The 13,582-nt window shown below is 71.7% G+C and carries 7 protein-coding genes and 1 tRNA gene; all 8 read right to left on the bottom strand.

What is annotated here, in order from left to right:
- Positions 1 to 191: 191 nt before the first annotated feature.
- Positions 192 to 265, bottom strand: a tRNA-Thr gene (locus ACWEBX_RS14735).
- Positions 266 to 373: 108 nt separating this feature from the next.
- Positions 374 to 1,957: an alpha/beta hydrolase gene (locus tag ACWEBX_RS14730; RefSeq protein ID WP_451885230.1), complete on the bottom strand. Its 1,584-nt coding sequence runs from the start codon at positions 1,955 to 1,957 to the stop codon at positions 374 to 376.
- Between the two features lie 213 nt (positions 1,958 to 2,170).
- A complete protein-coding gene (locus ACWEBX_RS14725) occupies positions 2,171 to 3,376 on the bottom strand; it encodes a DNA polymerase III subunit delta' (RefSeq protein WP_451885229.1) in 1,206 nt (401 codons plus the stop codon).
- A gap of 156 nt (positions 3,377 to 3,532) precedes the next feature.
- Positions 3,533 to 6,898: a dTMP kinase gene (gene tmk / locus ACWEBX_RS14720; protein WP_451885228.1), complete on the bottom strand. Its 3,366-nt coding sequence runs from the start codon at positions 6,896 to 6,898 to the stop codon at positions 3,533 to 3,535.
- Positions 6,899 to 7,022: 124 nt separating this feature from the next.
- Positions 7,023 to 9,839 carry a type I DNA topoisomerase gene (gene topA, locus ACWEBX_RS14715; protein ID WP_451885227.1) on the bottom strand — a complete coding sequence of 939 codons (2,817 nt, stop codon included), beginning with the start codon at positions 9,837 to 9,839 and terminating at the stop codon, positions 7,023 to 7,025.
- 248 nt (positions 9,840 to 10,087) lie between these two features.
- Positions 10,088 to 10,285, bottom strand: a complete 198-nt coding sequence (locus ACWEBX_RS14710; protein ID WP_451885226.1) for a hypothetical protein — start codon at positions 10,283 to 10,285, stop codon at positions 10,088 to 10,090.
- Positions 10,286 to 10,960: 675 nt separating this feature from the next.
- Positions 10,961 to 12,490, bottom strand: a complete 1,530-nt coding sequence (locus ACWEBX_RS14705; protein WP_451885225.1) for a DUF7059 domain-containing protein — start codon at positions 12,488 to 12,490, stop codon at positions 10,961 to 10,963.
- A gap of 256 nt (positions 12,491 to 12,746) precedes the next feature.
- Positions 12,747 to 13,343 carry a small secreted protein gene (locus ACWEBX_RS14700; protein ID WP_355759434.1) on the bottom strand — a complete coding sequence of 199 codons (597 nt, stop codon included), beginning with the start codon at positions 13,341 to 13,343 and terminating at the stop codon, positions 12,747 to 12,749.
- Positions 13,344 to 13,582 lie beyond the last annotated feature (239 nt).

Here is a 13,582-nt window from a genome sequence, read left to right as displayed (position 1 = left end):
GGCTCTCCACCCCCGCAAGAGCAGAAACCCGGCTCAGACGCTGTCTGAACCGGGTTCCGACGGAGCACGCTCTCCGGGAGGACTGGGACCGAGGCCGGAGACCGCCGCGCGGCTCGCGCATGCGCCCGTCACCGCATCTGGCAAAAGCAAAAGCCCCAGGTCACGGCGAGTGAGTCCTGAGGCTTCCACAGAGCCGCCTTCGGGATTCGAACCCGAGACCTACGCATTACGAGTGCGTTGCTCTGGCCATCTGAGCTAAGGCGGCGCGCTGTCCACACCTATGGTGCGATCAGCAACGTCGGTAAGTCTACACAGTTTCCGGGGGTGCTCCGCACACCGCCCAGGGCGGGCGCCCCGTGGGTGCCCCATGGGGCTATGAGCAGCGCTTTCCCTTCTCCGGAGGGGTGCCCTGAAGGAGGTAGCGGTTGATCGTGGAGTCGATGCAGGTGCTGCCGCGACCGTAGGCGGTGTGACCGTCGCCGACGTACGTCAGGAGCGTTCCGGAGGAGAGCTGGGAGGCGAGGGACTGCGCCCAGAGGTACGGGGTCGCCGGGTCCCGGGTGGTGCCGACGACGAGGATCGGCGCCGCGCCCTTCGCCTCGATGCGGTGCGGCTCACCGGTGTTCTTGACCGGCCAGTACGCACAGTTCAGCGAGGCCCAGGCCAGACCCTCGCCGAAGACCGGGGACGCCTTCTCGAAGGCGGGGAGCGACTGCTCGACCTGGTCCGGGCCGGAGAAGGCCGCCGGCAGGTCGAGACAGTTCACGGCGGCGTTGGCGGACATCAGGTTCGCGTACCGGCCGTCGGCGTCCCGCTCGTAGTAGCTGTCGGAGAGGGCGAGCAGACCCGCGCCGTCGTCGTTCTTCATGGCGGACGTGAGCGCGTCACGGAGCTGCGGCCAGGCCGTCTCGTCGTACATCGCCGCGATCACACCGGTCGTCGCCAGCGCCTCTCCGAGCTTGCGGCCGTCCGGGTCCCCCGTCGGGATGGGCTCCTTGTCCAGTTGCCGGAAGAACGCCTTCAGGTTCCTGCCCACCTCGTCCGGGCTCGTACCCGCGTCGCCGAGCGGGCAGTCGCTGTGCCGCACGCAGTCTTTCGCGAACGACTGGAACGCCGTCTCGAACCCCGCTGTCTGCTCCTCGTTGAGCTTGCGCGCGTTCAGGGCCGGGTCCAGCGCGCCGTCCAGCACCAGCCGGCCCACCCGGTCCGGGTAGAGGCCCGCGTACGTCGCCCCCAGCAAGGTCCCGTACGACGCCCCCACATACGTCAGCTTCTCGTCACCCAGCACGGCCCGCAGGATGTCCATGTCACGGGCCGCCTCGACCGTGGAGACGTGCCGCAGCAGATCGGGCGACTGCGCCCCACAGCCCTCGGCGAACTTCTTGAAGGCCCCGACGAGCTGATCCGTCTCCCGGCCGTCGTCCGGTGTCGTATCCGTCTGGGTGTACGCGTCCATCGCGCGACCGTTGAGGCATTCGACCGGTTCACTGCGGGCCACTCCTCGCGGATCGACCGCCACCATGTCGTAGCGGGCACGGACGTCCGCCGGATAGCCGATACCGGCGTACGACTGGAGGTAGCCGACGGCCGAAGCGCCCGGTCCGCCCGGATTGACCAGCAGCGAACCGAGCCGCTTGCCCGGCCCCGTGGCCTTCTTGCGGGAAACCGCCAGCCGGACGTCGCCGGAGCCGGGCTTCGCGTAGTCGAGCGGCGCCTTCATCGTCGCGCACTCGAAGCCGGGGACACCGCAACTGCGCCAGCTCAGCTTCTGCTCGTAGTACGGCGCCAGCGCCGACGGCGTGGCGCTCGGCAGCGCGGTGAGCACCGCCTCGGTCGTCGCGGCGGTCGTCGTGGAACTTCCCGAGGAGCAGGCGGAGACGATCAGCGCCGCGGCGGCCAGCAGCACGCCGCTCGCACGGAGGGGTCGGGTCTGCCGTGGGGTGCGCCTCATGTGCATCTCGCGAGCGTAACCGTGCGCGATCAAATGATCGCCTCCAGTCGCGGAAGCGGCCCGTACGAGTGACCCGGTCAACCGGTCACCGGCCGGCTCGCTTCGCTACCAGGTCTACCCCGAGCGGATCGCTCCTCGCCGACCGCACCGGCCGGACAGGCCGCCCTGACCAAGCCCACCGGGCGGCGTCTCCCCGCCTCGGGGCCGGCCGCGCCGGGATCAGCCCGCGCGGAGCGCCATCGTCATCGCCTCCACAGCAAGCAGCGGAGCGACGTTCCGGTCGAGCGCCTCGCGGCACGCGGCAATCGCGTCGATACGGCGCAGCGTCGACTCCGGCGAGCTGCCGCGGGCCAGCCGCTCCAGCGCGTCCTCCGCCTCCGCGTTGGCGATGGCCACGCGGGAGCCGAGCTGAAGAGCGAGGACGTCGCGGTAGAAGCCGGTGAGGTCGATCAGGGCCAGATCCAGGCTGTCGCGCTGCGTACGCGTTCTTCGGCGCTTCTGCCGGTCCTCCAGCTCCTTCATGACGCCCGCCGTGCCCCGAGGCATCCGGCCGCCCTGCGTCGCGCCGAGCGCCGCCTTCAGCTCCTCGGTTTCCTTGACGTCGACTTCCTCGGCGAGCTGCTTCGCGTCCTCCGCCGCCGTGTCGATCAGCTCCTGGGCCGCCTTGAGGCAGCCGCCGACGTCGTCGACCCGCAGCGGGAGCTTGAGGACGGCGGCCCGGCGCTGACGGGCGCTCGGGTCCGTCGCGAGGCGGCGGGCCCGCCCGATGTGGCCCTGCGTCGCGCGCGCGGCGGCCGCCGCCACGTCGGGCTCGATGCCGTCACGACGGATGAGGATGTCGGCGACAGCGTCGACCGGCGGGGTACGCAGCGTGAGCAGCCGGCAGCGGGAGCGGATGGTGGGCAGCACGTCCTCGATGGACGGGGCGCACAGCAGCCAGACCGTGCGGGGAGCGGGCTCCTCGACGGCCTTGAGCAGGACGTTGCCAGCGCCCTCCGTGAGACGGTCCGCGTCCTCCAGGACGATGACCTGCCAGCGGCCGCTCGCCGGGGAGAGCTGGGCTCGGCGAACCAGGTCGCGGGTCTCCTTGACGCCGATGGAGAGCAGGTCGGTACGGACGATCTCCACATCGGCGTGGGTGCCGACCAGGCTCGTGTGACAACCGTCGCAGAACCCGCAGCCGGGGATTCCGCCGAGCGCGCGGTCGGGGCTCACGCACTGCAACGCGGCCGCGAACGCGCGCGCGGCCGTGGAGCGGCCCGAACCGGGCGGGCCCGTGAACAGCCAGGCGTGCGTCATCTTCGACGCCGCGGGGAGCGGGGCTCTCGCGGCGACCGCCGTGACGAGGGCGTCGGCGTCCCGGGCAGCGGCGGCGAGCTGATCGCTCACCTTCTCCTGGCCCACCAGGTCGTCCCACACAGGCATGGGCTCCGCCCTTCCGTCGCACTTTGCCTCGCGTCGTCCATTGTGCGGGTCGCCACTGACAACCGAGGCCACCCGCCCTACCGGAGACCGCACCCCGCGCACCCGGTAACCGCAGACCGCAGACCGGAGACCGGAGACCGGAGACCGGAGACCGGACTAGCGTCGCCGCCCGCCCCGGCCGCGGCCCTGGCCCTCGTCCCAGTCGTCGTCCTCCTCGTCACGCGGGCCCAGCAGTTCGTCCGCCAGCGTCGGGAGGTCGCCGAGCGGGGTCTCCTCGGCCCAGTCGGGGCGGGGCCTGCGGCGCGGGGCGCCCGTCTCGTCCACCTGCGGCAGTTCCCGCGTGCGGTCGGAGGGGCCCTCGGGCCCGGCCGCCGGCCGCTCGTCGCGGAAGAAGCCCCGGGGCATCCGGTCCGTGGGGTCGCCGGACGGCTCGTCGCCCCGGCTCTCCGCACCCCTGTCCCGTACCGGAGGAAGAACGGCCGTCTCGTCGGCCGGACCCGGGTCCGGGGAGACGGGCGGCAGCACCGCCGTCTCGTCCGCCGCCCCGCCCGGAACCGGCGGCTTGGGCAGCGTGGCCGTGTCCTCGACGTCGGCGCGGGAACCCAGACGCTTGCCCGCACGGCGCGCGTCCGGTCGTACGGGCGGAAGCACGGCGGTCTCGTCGGCCGCCCTCGTGTCGGTCACGACCGGTGTGGGCACCGTCGGCTCGTTGTCCTGCGCGGACGGCGCCGCGGCCCCGGAAGACATCGCGGCCCACGAGGGCTTCGAGGTGGCGGCGGGGGAAGCCGCCGGCGACGGAGACGCCGAGCGCGTCGAGGTCTCGCCAGCCTCGGGTGCCTTCCCGGCACCGGCCTGCGAACCCGTCGGGCCGTCGGGCTTCGGGGCCGTCCCGGCGCCCGACACCGCGGCCTCGGCCGAAGCCGCCGCGGCCGCCGAAGCGGCGGCGGCCTCCGCTGCGAGCCGCCGGGCCTCCTCGGCCCTCAGCAGCGCCTCCTCGGCCTTCCGCTGCTTCTCCAGGCGGCGTTCCTCGGCCTCGGCGCGCAGTCGCGCCTCCTCCTCGGCCTGCCTGCGTGCCCGCTCCTGCTCCGCGGCGCGTGCCTCCTCCTCGGCGAGAAGACGGAGCCGCTCCTCCTCGGCACGGCGGCGGGCGTCCTCGGCGCGCTGCCGCGCCTCCTCCGCCTGGCGCTCGGCCTCACGCCGCTGGGCCTCCTCCAGCTCGCGCTGCTTGCGCTCCTCCTCCTCGGCGCGCAGCTTCGCGAGCTGGGCCTGGCGCTCACGCTCCAGGCGCTCCTCCTCCGCCTTGCGGGCGGCCTCTTCCTCGGCCTTGCGCCGGGCTTCCTCCTCGGCCGCCCTGCGCGCCTCCTCCTGGGCCTTCACCTCGGCCTCGGAGAGGGGCAGCATCACGTCGAGCCGGTGCCGTACGACCGTGGTGACGGCCTCGGGCTCCTGCGCGGCGTCGACGACCAGGTAGCGGCCCGGGTCGGCGGCGGCGAGCGTCAGGAAACCGGACCGCACGCGCGCGTGGAACTCGACCGGCTCCGACTCCAGCCGGTCGGGCGCCTCGGTGAACCGCTCGCGGGCGGCTTCCGGCGACACGTCCAGCAGAACGGTCAGATGCGGTACGAGCCCGTCCGTCGCCCAGCGGTTGATGCGGGCGATCTCCGTGGGGGACAGATCGCGGCCCGCGCCCTGGTAGGCCACGGACGAGTCGATGTAGCGGTCGGAGATGACGATGGCGCCCCTCTCCAGCGCGGGTCGTACGACCGTGTCGACGTGCTCCGCGCGGTCGGCGGCGTACAGCAGTGCCTCGGCGCGGTGCGAGAGGCCCGCGGACGACACGTCGAGAAGGATCGAGCGCAACCGCTTGCCGACGGGGGTGGCGCCCGGCTCGCGGGTCACGACGACCTCGTGGCCCTTGGCCCGGATCCAGTCGGCGAGGGCCTGCGCCTGGGTGGACTTGCCGGCCCCGTCGCCGCCCTCCAGTGCGAGGAAGAAACCGCTCGTGGCGGGCACCTGCGCCGGGTCGTCACCGCCGCGCAGCGCGTCCAGCAGGTCCTTGCGCAGCGGCACGCCGGAACGGTCGTCGACCTTGGCGAGCACCAGGGCCGCGACCGGCAGCAGGAGCGCGCCGACCAGCATCAGCGTGAAGGCGGCGCCGCCGTGCGCGAACACGAACTTGCCGCTTTCCAGACGGTGCGGGCCGATCGCCGCGGCGACCAGCGGCGCGACGATCGCGCCGACCGCCACGAAGACCCGTACGACCGCGTGCAGGTGCTCGGTGGTGCGGGCCCGCCGGTAGTCCTCGGTCTCCTGGTCGAGCAGCGCGTGCCCGGTGTTGGCGGCGACACCCGCGCCCACGCCGGCGAAGGCGAGGATCAGCAGCACGGTGGTGACGTCCGGGACGAGGCCCGCGGCCAGCAGCGTGATCCCGGTGAAGGCGATCGCGAGCGCGAGCAGCCGGCGCCGCGACAGCGACGGAAGCAGGGAGGGGGCCGTGCGGATACCGGCGACGACGCCGCCGGTCAGCGCCAGCACCAGCAGTCCGTACATCACCGGTCCGCCGCCCAGGTCGATGGCGTCCAGCACGGCGACGGCGACGGCTGCCGAGATCGCCCCGGCGACGGCCGCGCAGGCCGGCACCAGGAGCGGGATCGCGCCCGTACGGCCCTTGTCGCCGCCGGTGCCCGTCTTCGGGCGGCGCAGTCCTTCGAGCGGCGACCGCGCGCGCGGAGTGCGGGCGTCGGGCAGTTCGAGGAAGGTGATCACCGACAGGGAGGCCGCGAACAGTCCGGCCGCCACGTACGAGGCGAGCGCCACCTGGTGCAGGTGGAACCAGTCGATCCCGGCACCCAGCATGTTGCTGACGAGGGAGACGACGACGAGGGCGAGTGCCGCGATCGGCACCGCGACGAACGCGGTGCGCAGGGACAGCCGTCGCAGGGCGTCCATGTGGTCCGGCAGCGGGCGCACGGTGGCGCCCTCCGGCGGCGGCGCGGGCAGCAGCGCGGGCGCCGCGCTCTCCCGGCACACCGTCCAGAACCGCTCGGCGACCCCGGACACGAAGACGATGACCAGGAGCACCGCGAGCGCGTTGTCCGGGGTCCAGTCGATGAACAGGGGCGCGACGATGAGGAGCGCGGCCCGCAGGCCGTCGGCCACGAGCATGGTCCAGCGCCGGTCGAGCGGTCCCTCGGGAGAGGTGAGCGACGTCAGGGGCCCCAGGAGCACGGCTCCGAAGAGCAGCGTCGCGAGGACGCGCGCCCCGAAGACGGCCGCCACGGCGAGGGCGGCCCCGCGGGCGCCACCGCCGAAGGAGCCCTCGGAGATCGCGGCCTGGAGCGCGAGCACGACCAGGACAAGCAGGGACAGGACGTCCGCGACACCTCCCACGAGGTGTGCGCTCCACAACCGCTTCAACTGCGGTTGCCTCAGCAGTGCGCGGACGGCACGCTCGCGCGAATCCGCGACCAGGGCTTCGTCGGGGGCCCAGTTGTGGGCCGTTGGCTGCTCGGCTCGCGTCATCCTGCCAGCCTATCCGGACCCACTGACTCCCCGGAGGGCTGCCCGAACAAACGGACGCCCCCACACCAAATGGTGTAGGGGCTTCCGCTCTTCGACAGGGTCCGGCGGCGGCTCAGCGGGTGGCTCAGCCTTCCGGGGTCGCCGTCTTCTTCGCGGCGGTCTTCTTCGCGGGCGCCGTCTTGGCGGCGGTCGTCTTCGAAGCCGTCGTCTTCTTGGCGGCGGTCTTCTTGGCCGGTGCCTTCTTGGCGGGCGCCTTCTTGGCCGGTGCCTTCTTCGCGGTCTTCTTGGCCGGGCCCTTGGCGCGCTTCTCGGCGAGCAGCTCGTAGCCGCGCTCCGGCGTGATGTCCTCGACGCTGTCGTCGGAGCGCAGGGTCGCGTTGGTCTCGCCGTCGGTGACGTACGGGCCGAAGCGGCCGTCCTTGACCACGACCGGCTTCTCGCTGACCGGGTCGGTGCCCAGTTCCTTCAGCGGCGGCTTGGCGGCCGCGCGGCCCCGCTGCTTGGGCTGGGAGTAGATCTCCAGCGCCTCTTCCAGCGTGATCGTGAAGAGCTGGTCCTCGGCGGTGAGCGACCGCGAGTCCGTGCCCTTCTTCAGGTACGGACCGTAGCGCCCGTTCTGCGCGGTGATCTCGACACCCTCGGCGTCGGCGCCGACGACGCGCGGCAGCGACATCAGCTTGAGGGCGTCCTCCAGCGTCACCGTGTCGAGCGCCATCGACTTGAAGAGCGAGGCGGTACGCGGCTTGACGGCGTTCTTGCCCGTCTTCGGGGTGCCCTCGGGGAGCACCTCGGTGACGTACGGGCCGTAGCGGCCGTCCCTGGCGATGATCTGGTGACCCGTCTGCGGGTCGGCGCCGAGCTCGAAGTCACCGCTCGGCTTGGCGAGCAGTTCCTCGGCGAGTTCGACCGTCAGCTCGTCCGGGGCCAGGTCCTCGGGGACGTCGGCGCGCTGGTGGTTCTCGTCGTCCTTCTCCCCGCGCTCGACGTACGGGCCGTAGCGGCCGACGCGCAGCACGATGCCGTCGCCGACCGGGAACGAGGACACCTCGCGGGCGTCGATCGCGCCCAGGTCGGTGACGAGTTCCTTGAGACCGCCCAGGTGGTCGCCGTCGCCGTTGCCCGCGTCGGCGGCGCCGGCCGCGTCGCCCTCGCCGAAGTAGAAGCGCCTCAGCCACGGCACGGCCTGCGCCTCACCACGGGCGATGCGGTCGAGGTCGTCCTCCATCTTGGCGGTGAAGTCGTAGTCGACGAGCCGCCCGAAGTGCTTCTCCAGGAGGTTGACCACGGCGAACGACAGGAAGGAGGGCACCAGGGCCGTCCCCTTCTTGAAGACGTAGCCGCGGTCGAGGATCGTGCCGATGATCGACGCGTACGTCGACGGGCGGCCGATCTCGCGCTCTTCGAGCTCCTTGACCAGGGAGGCCTCGGTGTAACGGGCCGGCGGCTTGGTGGCGTGGCCGTCGACCGTGATCTGCTCGACGGACAGCGGGTCGCCCTCGCCGACCTGCGGGAGCCGGCGCTCACGGTCGTCGAGCTCGGCGTTCGGATCGTCCGCGCCCTCGACGTACGCCTTCAGGAAGCCGTGGAAGGTGATCGTCTTGCCGGACGCGCTGAACTCGGCGTCCCGGCCGTCGGCGGACGTACCCGCGATCTTCACAGTGACGGAGTTGCCGACCGCGTCCTTCATCTGGGAGGCGACGGTGCGCTTCCAGATCAGTTCGTACAGCCTGAACTGGTCGCCGGTCAGTCCCGTCTCGGCGGGGGTGCGGAAACGATCACCCGAGGGGCGGATCGCCTCGTGCGCCTCCTGCGCGTTCTTGACCTTCCCGGCGTACGTACGCGGCTGTGCAGGCAGGTAGTCGGCGCCGTAGAGCTGGGTGACCTGGGCGCGGGCGGCCGTGACGGCCGTGTCCGACAGGGTCGTGGAGTCCGTACGCATATAGGTGATGAAGCCGTTCTCGTACAGCTTCTGCGCCACCTGCATGGTCGCCTTCGCGCCGAAGCCGAGCTTGCGCGAGGCCTCCTGCTGGAGCGTCGTCGTACGGAACGGCGCGTACGGCGAACGGCGGTAGGGCTTGGACTCGACCGAGCGGACGGCGAAGTTCGTGTCCTGGAGGGCGGCGGCGAGCGCGCGGGCGTTCGTCTCGTCCAGGTGGAGCGTGTTCGCGCCCTTGATCTGGCCGAGCGAGTCGAAGTCGCGGCCCTGGGCGACACGCTTGCCGTCGACCGAGGTCAGACGGGCGACGAGGTTGGCCGGGTCGCTCGCGTCACCGGTGCGGCCGGTGCCGAAGGTGCCGGTCAGGTCCCAGTACTCGGCGGAACGGAAGGCGATGCGCTCGCGCTCCCGCTCGACGACGAGCCGGGTCGCCACGGACTGGACGCGGCCCGCCGACAGCCGCGGCATGACCTTCTTCCACAGGACCGGCGAGACCTCGTAGCCGTAGAGGCGGTCGAGGATGCGGCGGGTCTCCTGCGCGTCGACCATGCGCTTGTTCAGCTCGCGCGGGTTGGCGACGGCGCTGCGGATCGCCTCCTTGGTGATCTCGTGGAAGACCATCCGGTGGACGGGAACCTTGGGCTTCAGGACCTCCAGGAGGTGCCACGCGATGGCCTCGCCCTCGCGGTCCTCATCGGTGGCGAGGAAGAGCTCGTCGGAATCCTTCAGCAGGTCCTTGAGCTTCTTGACCTGGGCCTTCTTGTCGGCGTTGACCACATAGATGGGCTGGAAGTCGTTCTCGACGTCGACGCCGAGGCGGCGGACCTCGCCGGTGTACTTCTCAGGCACCTCCGCGGCGCCGCTGGGAAGGTCACGGATGTGCCCGACGCTCGCTTCGACGACATAGCCGGGGCCGAGGTAGCCCTTGATCGTCTTCGCCTTGGCAGGCGACTCGACGATGACGAGTCGGCGGCCGCCGTGTGCGGTGTCGCTGGTCGGGGACAACTTCGCTCTTCTCTCCGGTCGACGCGGAATCTCCTCGGGGCTTTGCTCCCGAGGTGTCGGGTCATGCTGACGCTGCGGAGTGTGACGGTACATCCCGCCCCCGTGTCAAACGGGAAAAGCCCGCAACGGCCACTCGAACGGTAACCCGACTACCGCCATTCCTGCCGCCCGGAGTGTCGACCCGCTCTTCCGGGCCTATCCGGAGGGTAACTTCCCAGTTACCGAAGCGGTGCTGCTCACGCGCGCTCTCACAGGCGCGTGAAGCACCACACCCCGAGTGCCAGCGCCCCGCTTCCGGCGACACTCGCGAAGGTCGCCGATGCGACGCGGTTCACACCGTGGGCGACCGGCTCGCCCTGCCGTACCCGGATCACGGTCCAGGCCAGGATTCCGCCTCCGAACAGGGCGAACACCATCCCCGCGAAGATCGCCGGCCCGTTTTCCATGGCTCTGTCCTTTCACGCCGGGTCCCCAGGCTCGGGAGGCTGACACGCCCCGACAGCGGGCATACGAACCCACGGTGAACGCCGGGCAACCGGCGCCCCATGAGCCTCTCCCGCCGCACCCGACGCCACGGTCCGCCCCACCGCCCCCCGTCCGCGGACGGGGCCTCCCCGCGCCCCCGACTGTGGCGAATCCGTCGTTCCCGTCCCCTCCGGACCGGCGGCCGGCGGTCTCCGCCCGGCGCTCCGCCCGCTCCCGGCTCACCTCGACCCGCGCCGAGGAGTGCCCTCCCCCGCAGCCGGACTCTTTCTTTCTCGCCCTTTTCCACGGAGCCTTTCCCCTGGCCTGAGTCCGTGTCCCCGTCCGTCCACCCATCCATATCCGTCATGCGGGCCGGCCATTCATATCGGCCGGCCCGTCCACCCTCGCCCGGGCCGCATAGTTACGCTGGGTAACCACACCCGACGATCACGGCCCCGGCGAAGCCCGCCGCAGGTTGGCCGGTTTCCCTCCCGGGCGGACAGCACCGAAGGAGTTCGGGCGGAACACGAACCAGGAGGGCGGGGCCCCGCTCCCTGCGGCGCGAGCGGGCGAGGCGAGGGCCGGCCGCCTCCTCGCAGCCCTCCCCGCCGCGCCGGAGCGGGGTGCCCGGCGGTCGGTCCGGCGGTCCGCCCCCGCTACTCGACCGGCTCCAGGAATCCCTGCTCGACCAGCAGGCGGATCTGGGCGGGTGTGCGGTCCCGCAGCAATACCGGGTCCTCGCCGACCAGTTGGGCGATGGCGTCGAGGATCCGGCCCGCGCTCAATGTGCCGTCGCACACGCCGGCGAAGCCCGCGCCGACCGTGTCCACCTTGGTGGCCCGGCGCATGCCCCGGTGCTGACGCAGCACCACATGCTCCGGGTCCTCGGCACCGGGCAGTCCGACCTGCTCCTGCACGACCTCCGCCACCAGTCTGAAGTGACCGGCCAGCAGACCCGCGTCGTCGTGCCGTCTCAGATAGTCGACCCGGTCGAAGTGCTCACGTACGGCGTCGCCGAGCGGCTGCTCCACGGAGTGCGGCCACTCCTCCACCGTGATCGACGGCTCGGCCGCCGTCGTCCTGCGCAGGGTGATCCACCCGAAGCCGACAGCCTTCACCTTGCGGGCCTCGAACTCGTCCAGCCACGCGTCGTACCGCGCCTGGTAGTCGGCCGGGTCGGCCCGGTGATCGCCCGAGTCGCGCAGCCACAGCTCCGCGTACTGCGTGACGTCCTGCACCTCGCGCTGCACGATCCACGCGTCGCAGCCGCGCGGCACCCAGGAACGCAGCCGGTCCTGCCAGTCCTCGCCCTCCACGTGCTGCCAGTTGGCCAGGAACTGGGCGTACCCCCCTTCGTTCAGCCGGTCCCCCGCCTCTTGAACGAGCGTGCGGCACAGATCGTCCCCGCCCATTCCGCCGTCGCGGTACGTCAGCCGGGCGCCCGGCGAGATCACGAAGGGCGGGTTCGAGACGATCAGGTCGTACGTCTCGTCCGCGCGGACCGGCTCGAAGAGGGAGCCCTGGCGCAGGTCGGCGGCCGGGGCGCCGGAGAGCGCGAGGGTGAGCGCGGCGATGTGCAGGGCACGGGGGTTCAGATCGGTCGCCGTCACGCGTGTGGCGTGCTGCGCGACGTGCAGGGCCTGGATCCCGGAGCCGGTGCCGAGATCGAGCGCGGAGTCGACGGGCCGGCGCACGGTGATGCCGGCGAGGGTCGTCGAGGCGCCTCCCACTCCGAGGACGACCCCTTCGTCCCGGCTGCCGATGCCGCCCGCGCCCCCGACGGCGCATCCGAGGTCGGACACGATGAACCAGTCCTTGCCATCGGGCCCGCCGTAGGGCCGGATGTCGACGCTCGCCGCGACCTCGTCCCCGCCCGTCCGGGTCAGCCAGCCGCTCTCCAGGGCGTCCTCGACGGGCAGCACGTCCGCCACGCGCGCGTACGGCACGGGCTGCTGCAGCAGGAACAGCCGGACGAGCGTCTCCAGCGGTGTGTCCCCGCGGGTCGCCCGGAGCGCGGGCACGGTCTCGCTGCGTGCCAGCGCGGCGTACGCGGGAGCACCGAGCAGGTCGAGGAGACCGTCCGCGGTGAAGGAGGCGCCGAGAAGCGCGCTCCGCAGCCGGGCGGCGACGTCGGCACGATCGGACGAGGGCAACGGTGGCAGGCTGGTGTGACTCACGCCTCCCATTGTGTCCGCTATCGCCCACGAGCACCCACACCTGTGGACAGAGCCCCGCCTGTGGACATCCCCACCTGTGGACAGAGCCCCGCCTGTGGACATCCCCACCTGTGGACAGAGGTTCACCTGCCGACCACGGCTCGTCCGTGGACAGCGGCACGCCTGCCGACCACGGAGCGTCCGTGGACATCGGGTCGGCACGCGCCGCGGGGGCCGAGAGCCCGGCGCGCCTGCGTGCCGGGCTCTCCTTGGGGCCTGCGGACGGTCAGCCGTTGGCCGCCGCCGGGGACCCGGACGCCGACTTGCAGCTCTCCTGCTGCGCCATCGCCTTGCCCACGTCGCCCTCCTCCAGCTTCTTGAGGGCGTCGTTCCCGCTCTGGCTCAGTTTGCCGAGCTGGGTCGCGATGCCCTTGAGCCCCTCGGCGAACTTGGCCTGGTCCTTGGTGTCGAGCTTGGCGACCTGCGTCTTCAGCGCGGTGTACGACGCGGAGATGCCGTTGAGCTCCTTGACGGCGTTGGCCTGCTTCGTCTTGCCGTCCTCGACGTCCGGCGGTCCCGCGTTGTCGACGGCGGTACCGATGGCCTTGTAGGCGTCGGACATGTCCTGGAAGGCCTGTGCGTCGGTCTTCTGGACGGCCTCCGGCGTGCTGTTGTCCGAGGTCTGCTTCTGGATCGCGGCGTTCGCTTCCTCGATCTTCTGCGCCTGCGGCTTCACCGCGTCACAGACCTGCTTGGCCCAGGAGTTCAGCTTGTCGTTGCCACTGTCCCCGCTGCTGCCGCATCCCGACAGCGCGAGCACCAGTACCGCACCGCCGGACAGTGCGACCGCGAGCTTCTTGTTCACCGGTTTGGTCCCTTCCATGGCTCTCGGCCCCGGAACATACACGCCATGTGGGCGACACCCACATGGCGAAGGCCCGCTATGACAGCTTTTGAAGCCATTTGCACCAAGCGAGAGAAGGCTCACGACAGCAACGTGAACACGCACAGGGCGGGCGCGCGGCACGTCAACACTCCGACCTGGCCGCACACGCCCTCACCCAGGCTCTGACACAAGCACGACTGGATCCGGGCGACATTGACCTGCTGCTGTTCGCCGCC

This window comes from Streptomyces sp. NPDC005070, assembly GCF_053600395.1.
This window is presented reverse-complemented; position numbering and strand designations above follow the sequence as displayed.

Bases quoted from the DNA above. Each gene is read 5' to 3' on its own strand.
- ACWEBX_RS14710 (WP_451885226.1), bottom strand. From the start codon at position 10,285: ATGGAAAACGGGCCGGCGATCTTCGCGGGGATGGTGTTCGCCCTGTTC.
- tmk (WP_451885228.1), bottom strand. From the start codon at position 6,898: ATGACGCGAGCCGAGCAGCCAACGGCCCACAACTGGGCCCCCGACGAA.
- ACWEBX_RS14730 (WP_451885230.1), bottom strand. From the start codon at position 1,957: ATGCACATGAGGCGCACCCCACGGCAGACCCGACCCCTCCGTGCGAGC.
- ACWEBX_RS14705 (WP_451885225.1), bottom strand. From the start codon at position 12,490: ATGGGAGGCGTGAGTCACACCAGCCTGCCACCGTTGCCCTCGTCCGAT.
- ACWEBX_RS14700 (WP_355759434.1), bottom strand. From the start codon at position 13,343: ATGGAAGGGACCAAACCGGTGAACAAGAAGCTCGCGGTCGCACTGTCC.
- ACWEBX_RS14725 (WP_451885229.1), bottom strand. From the start codon at position 3,376: ATGCCTGTGTGGGACGACCTGGTGGGCCAGGAGAAGGTGAGCGATCAG.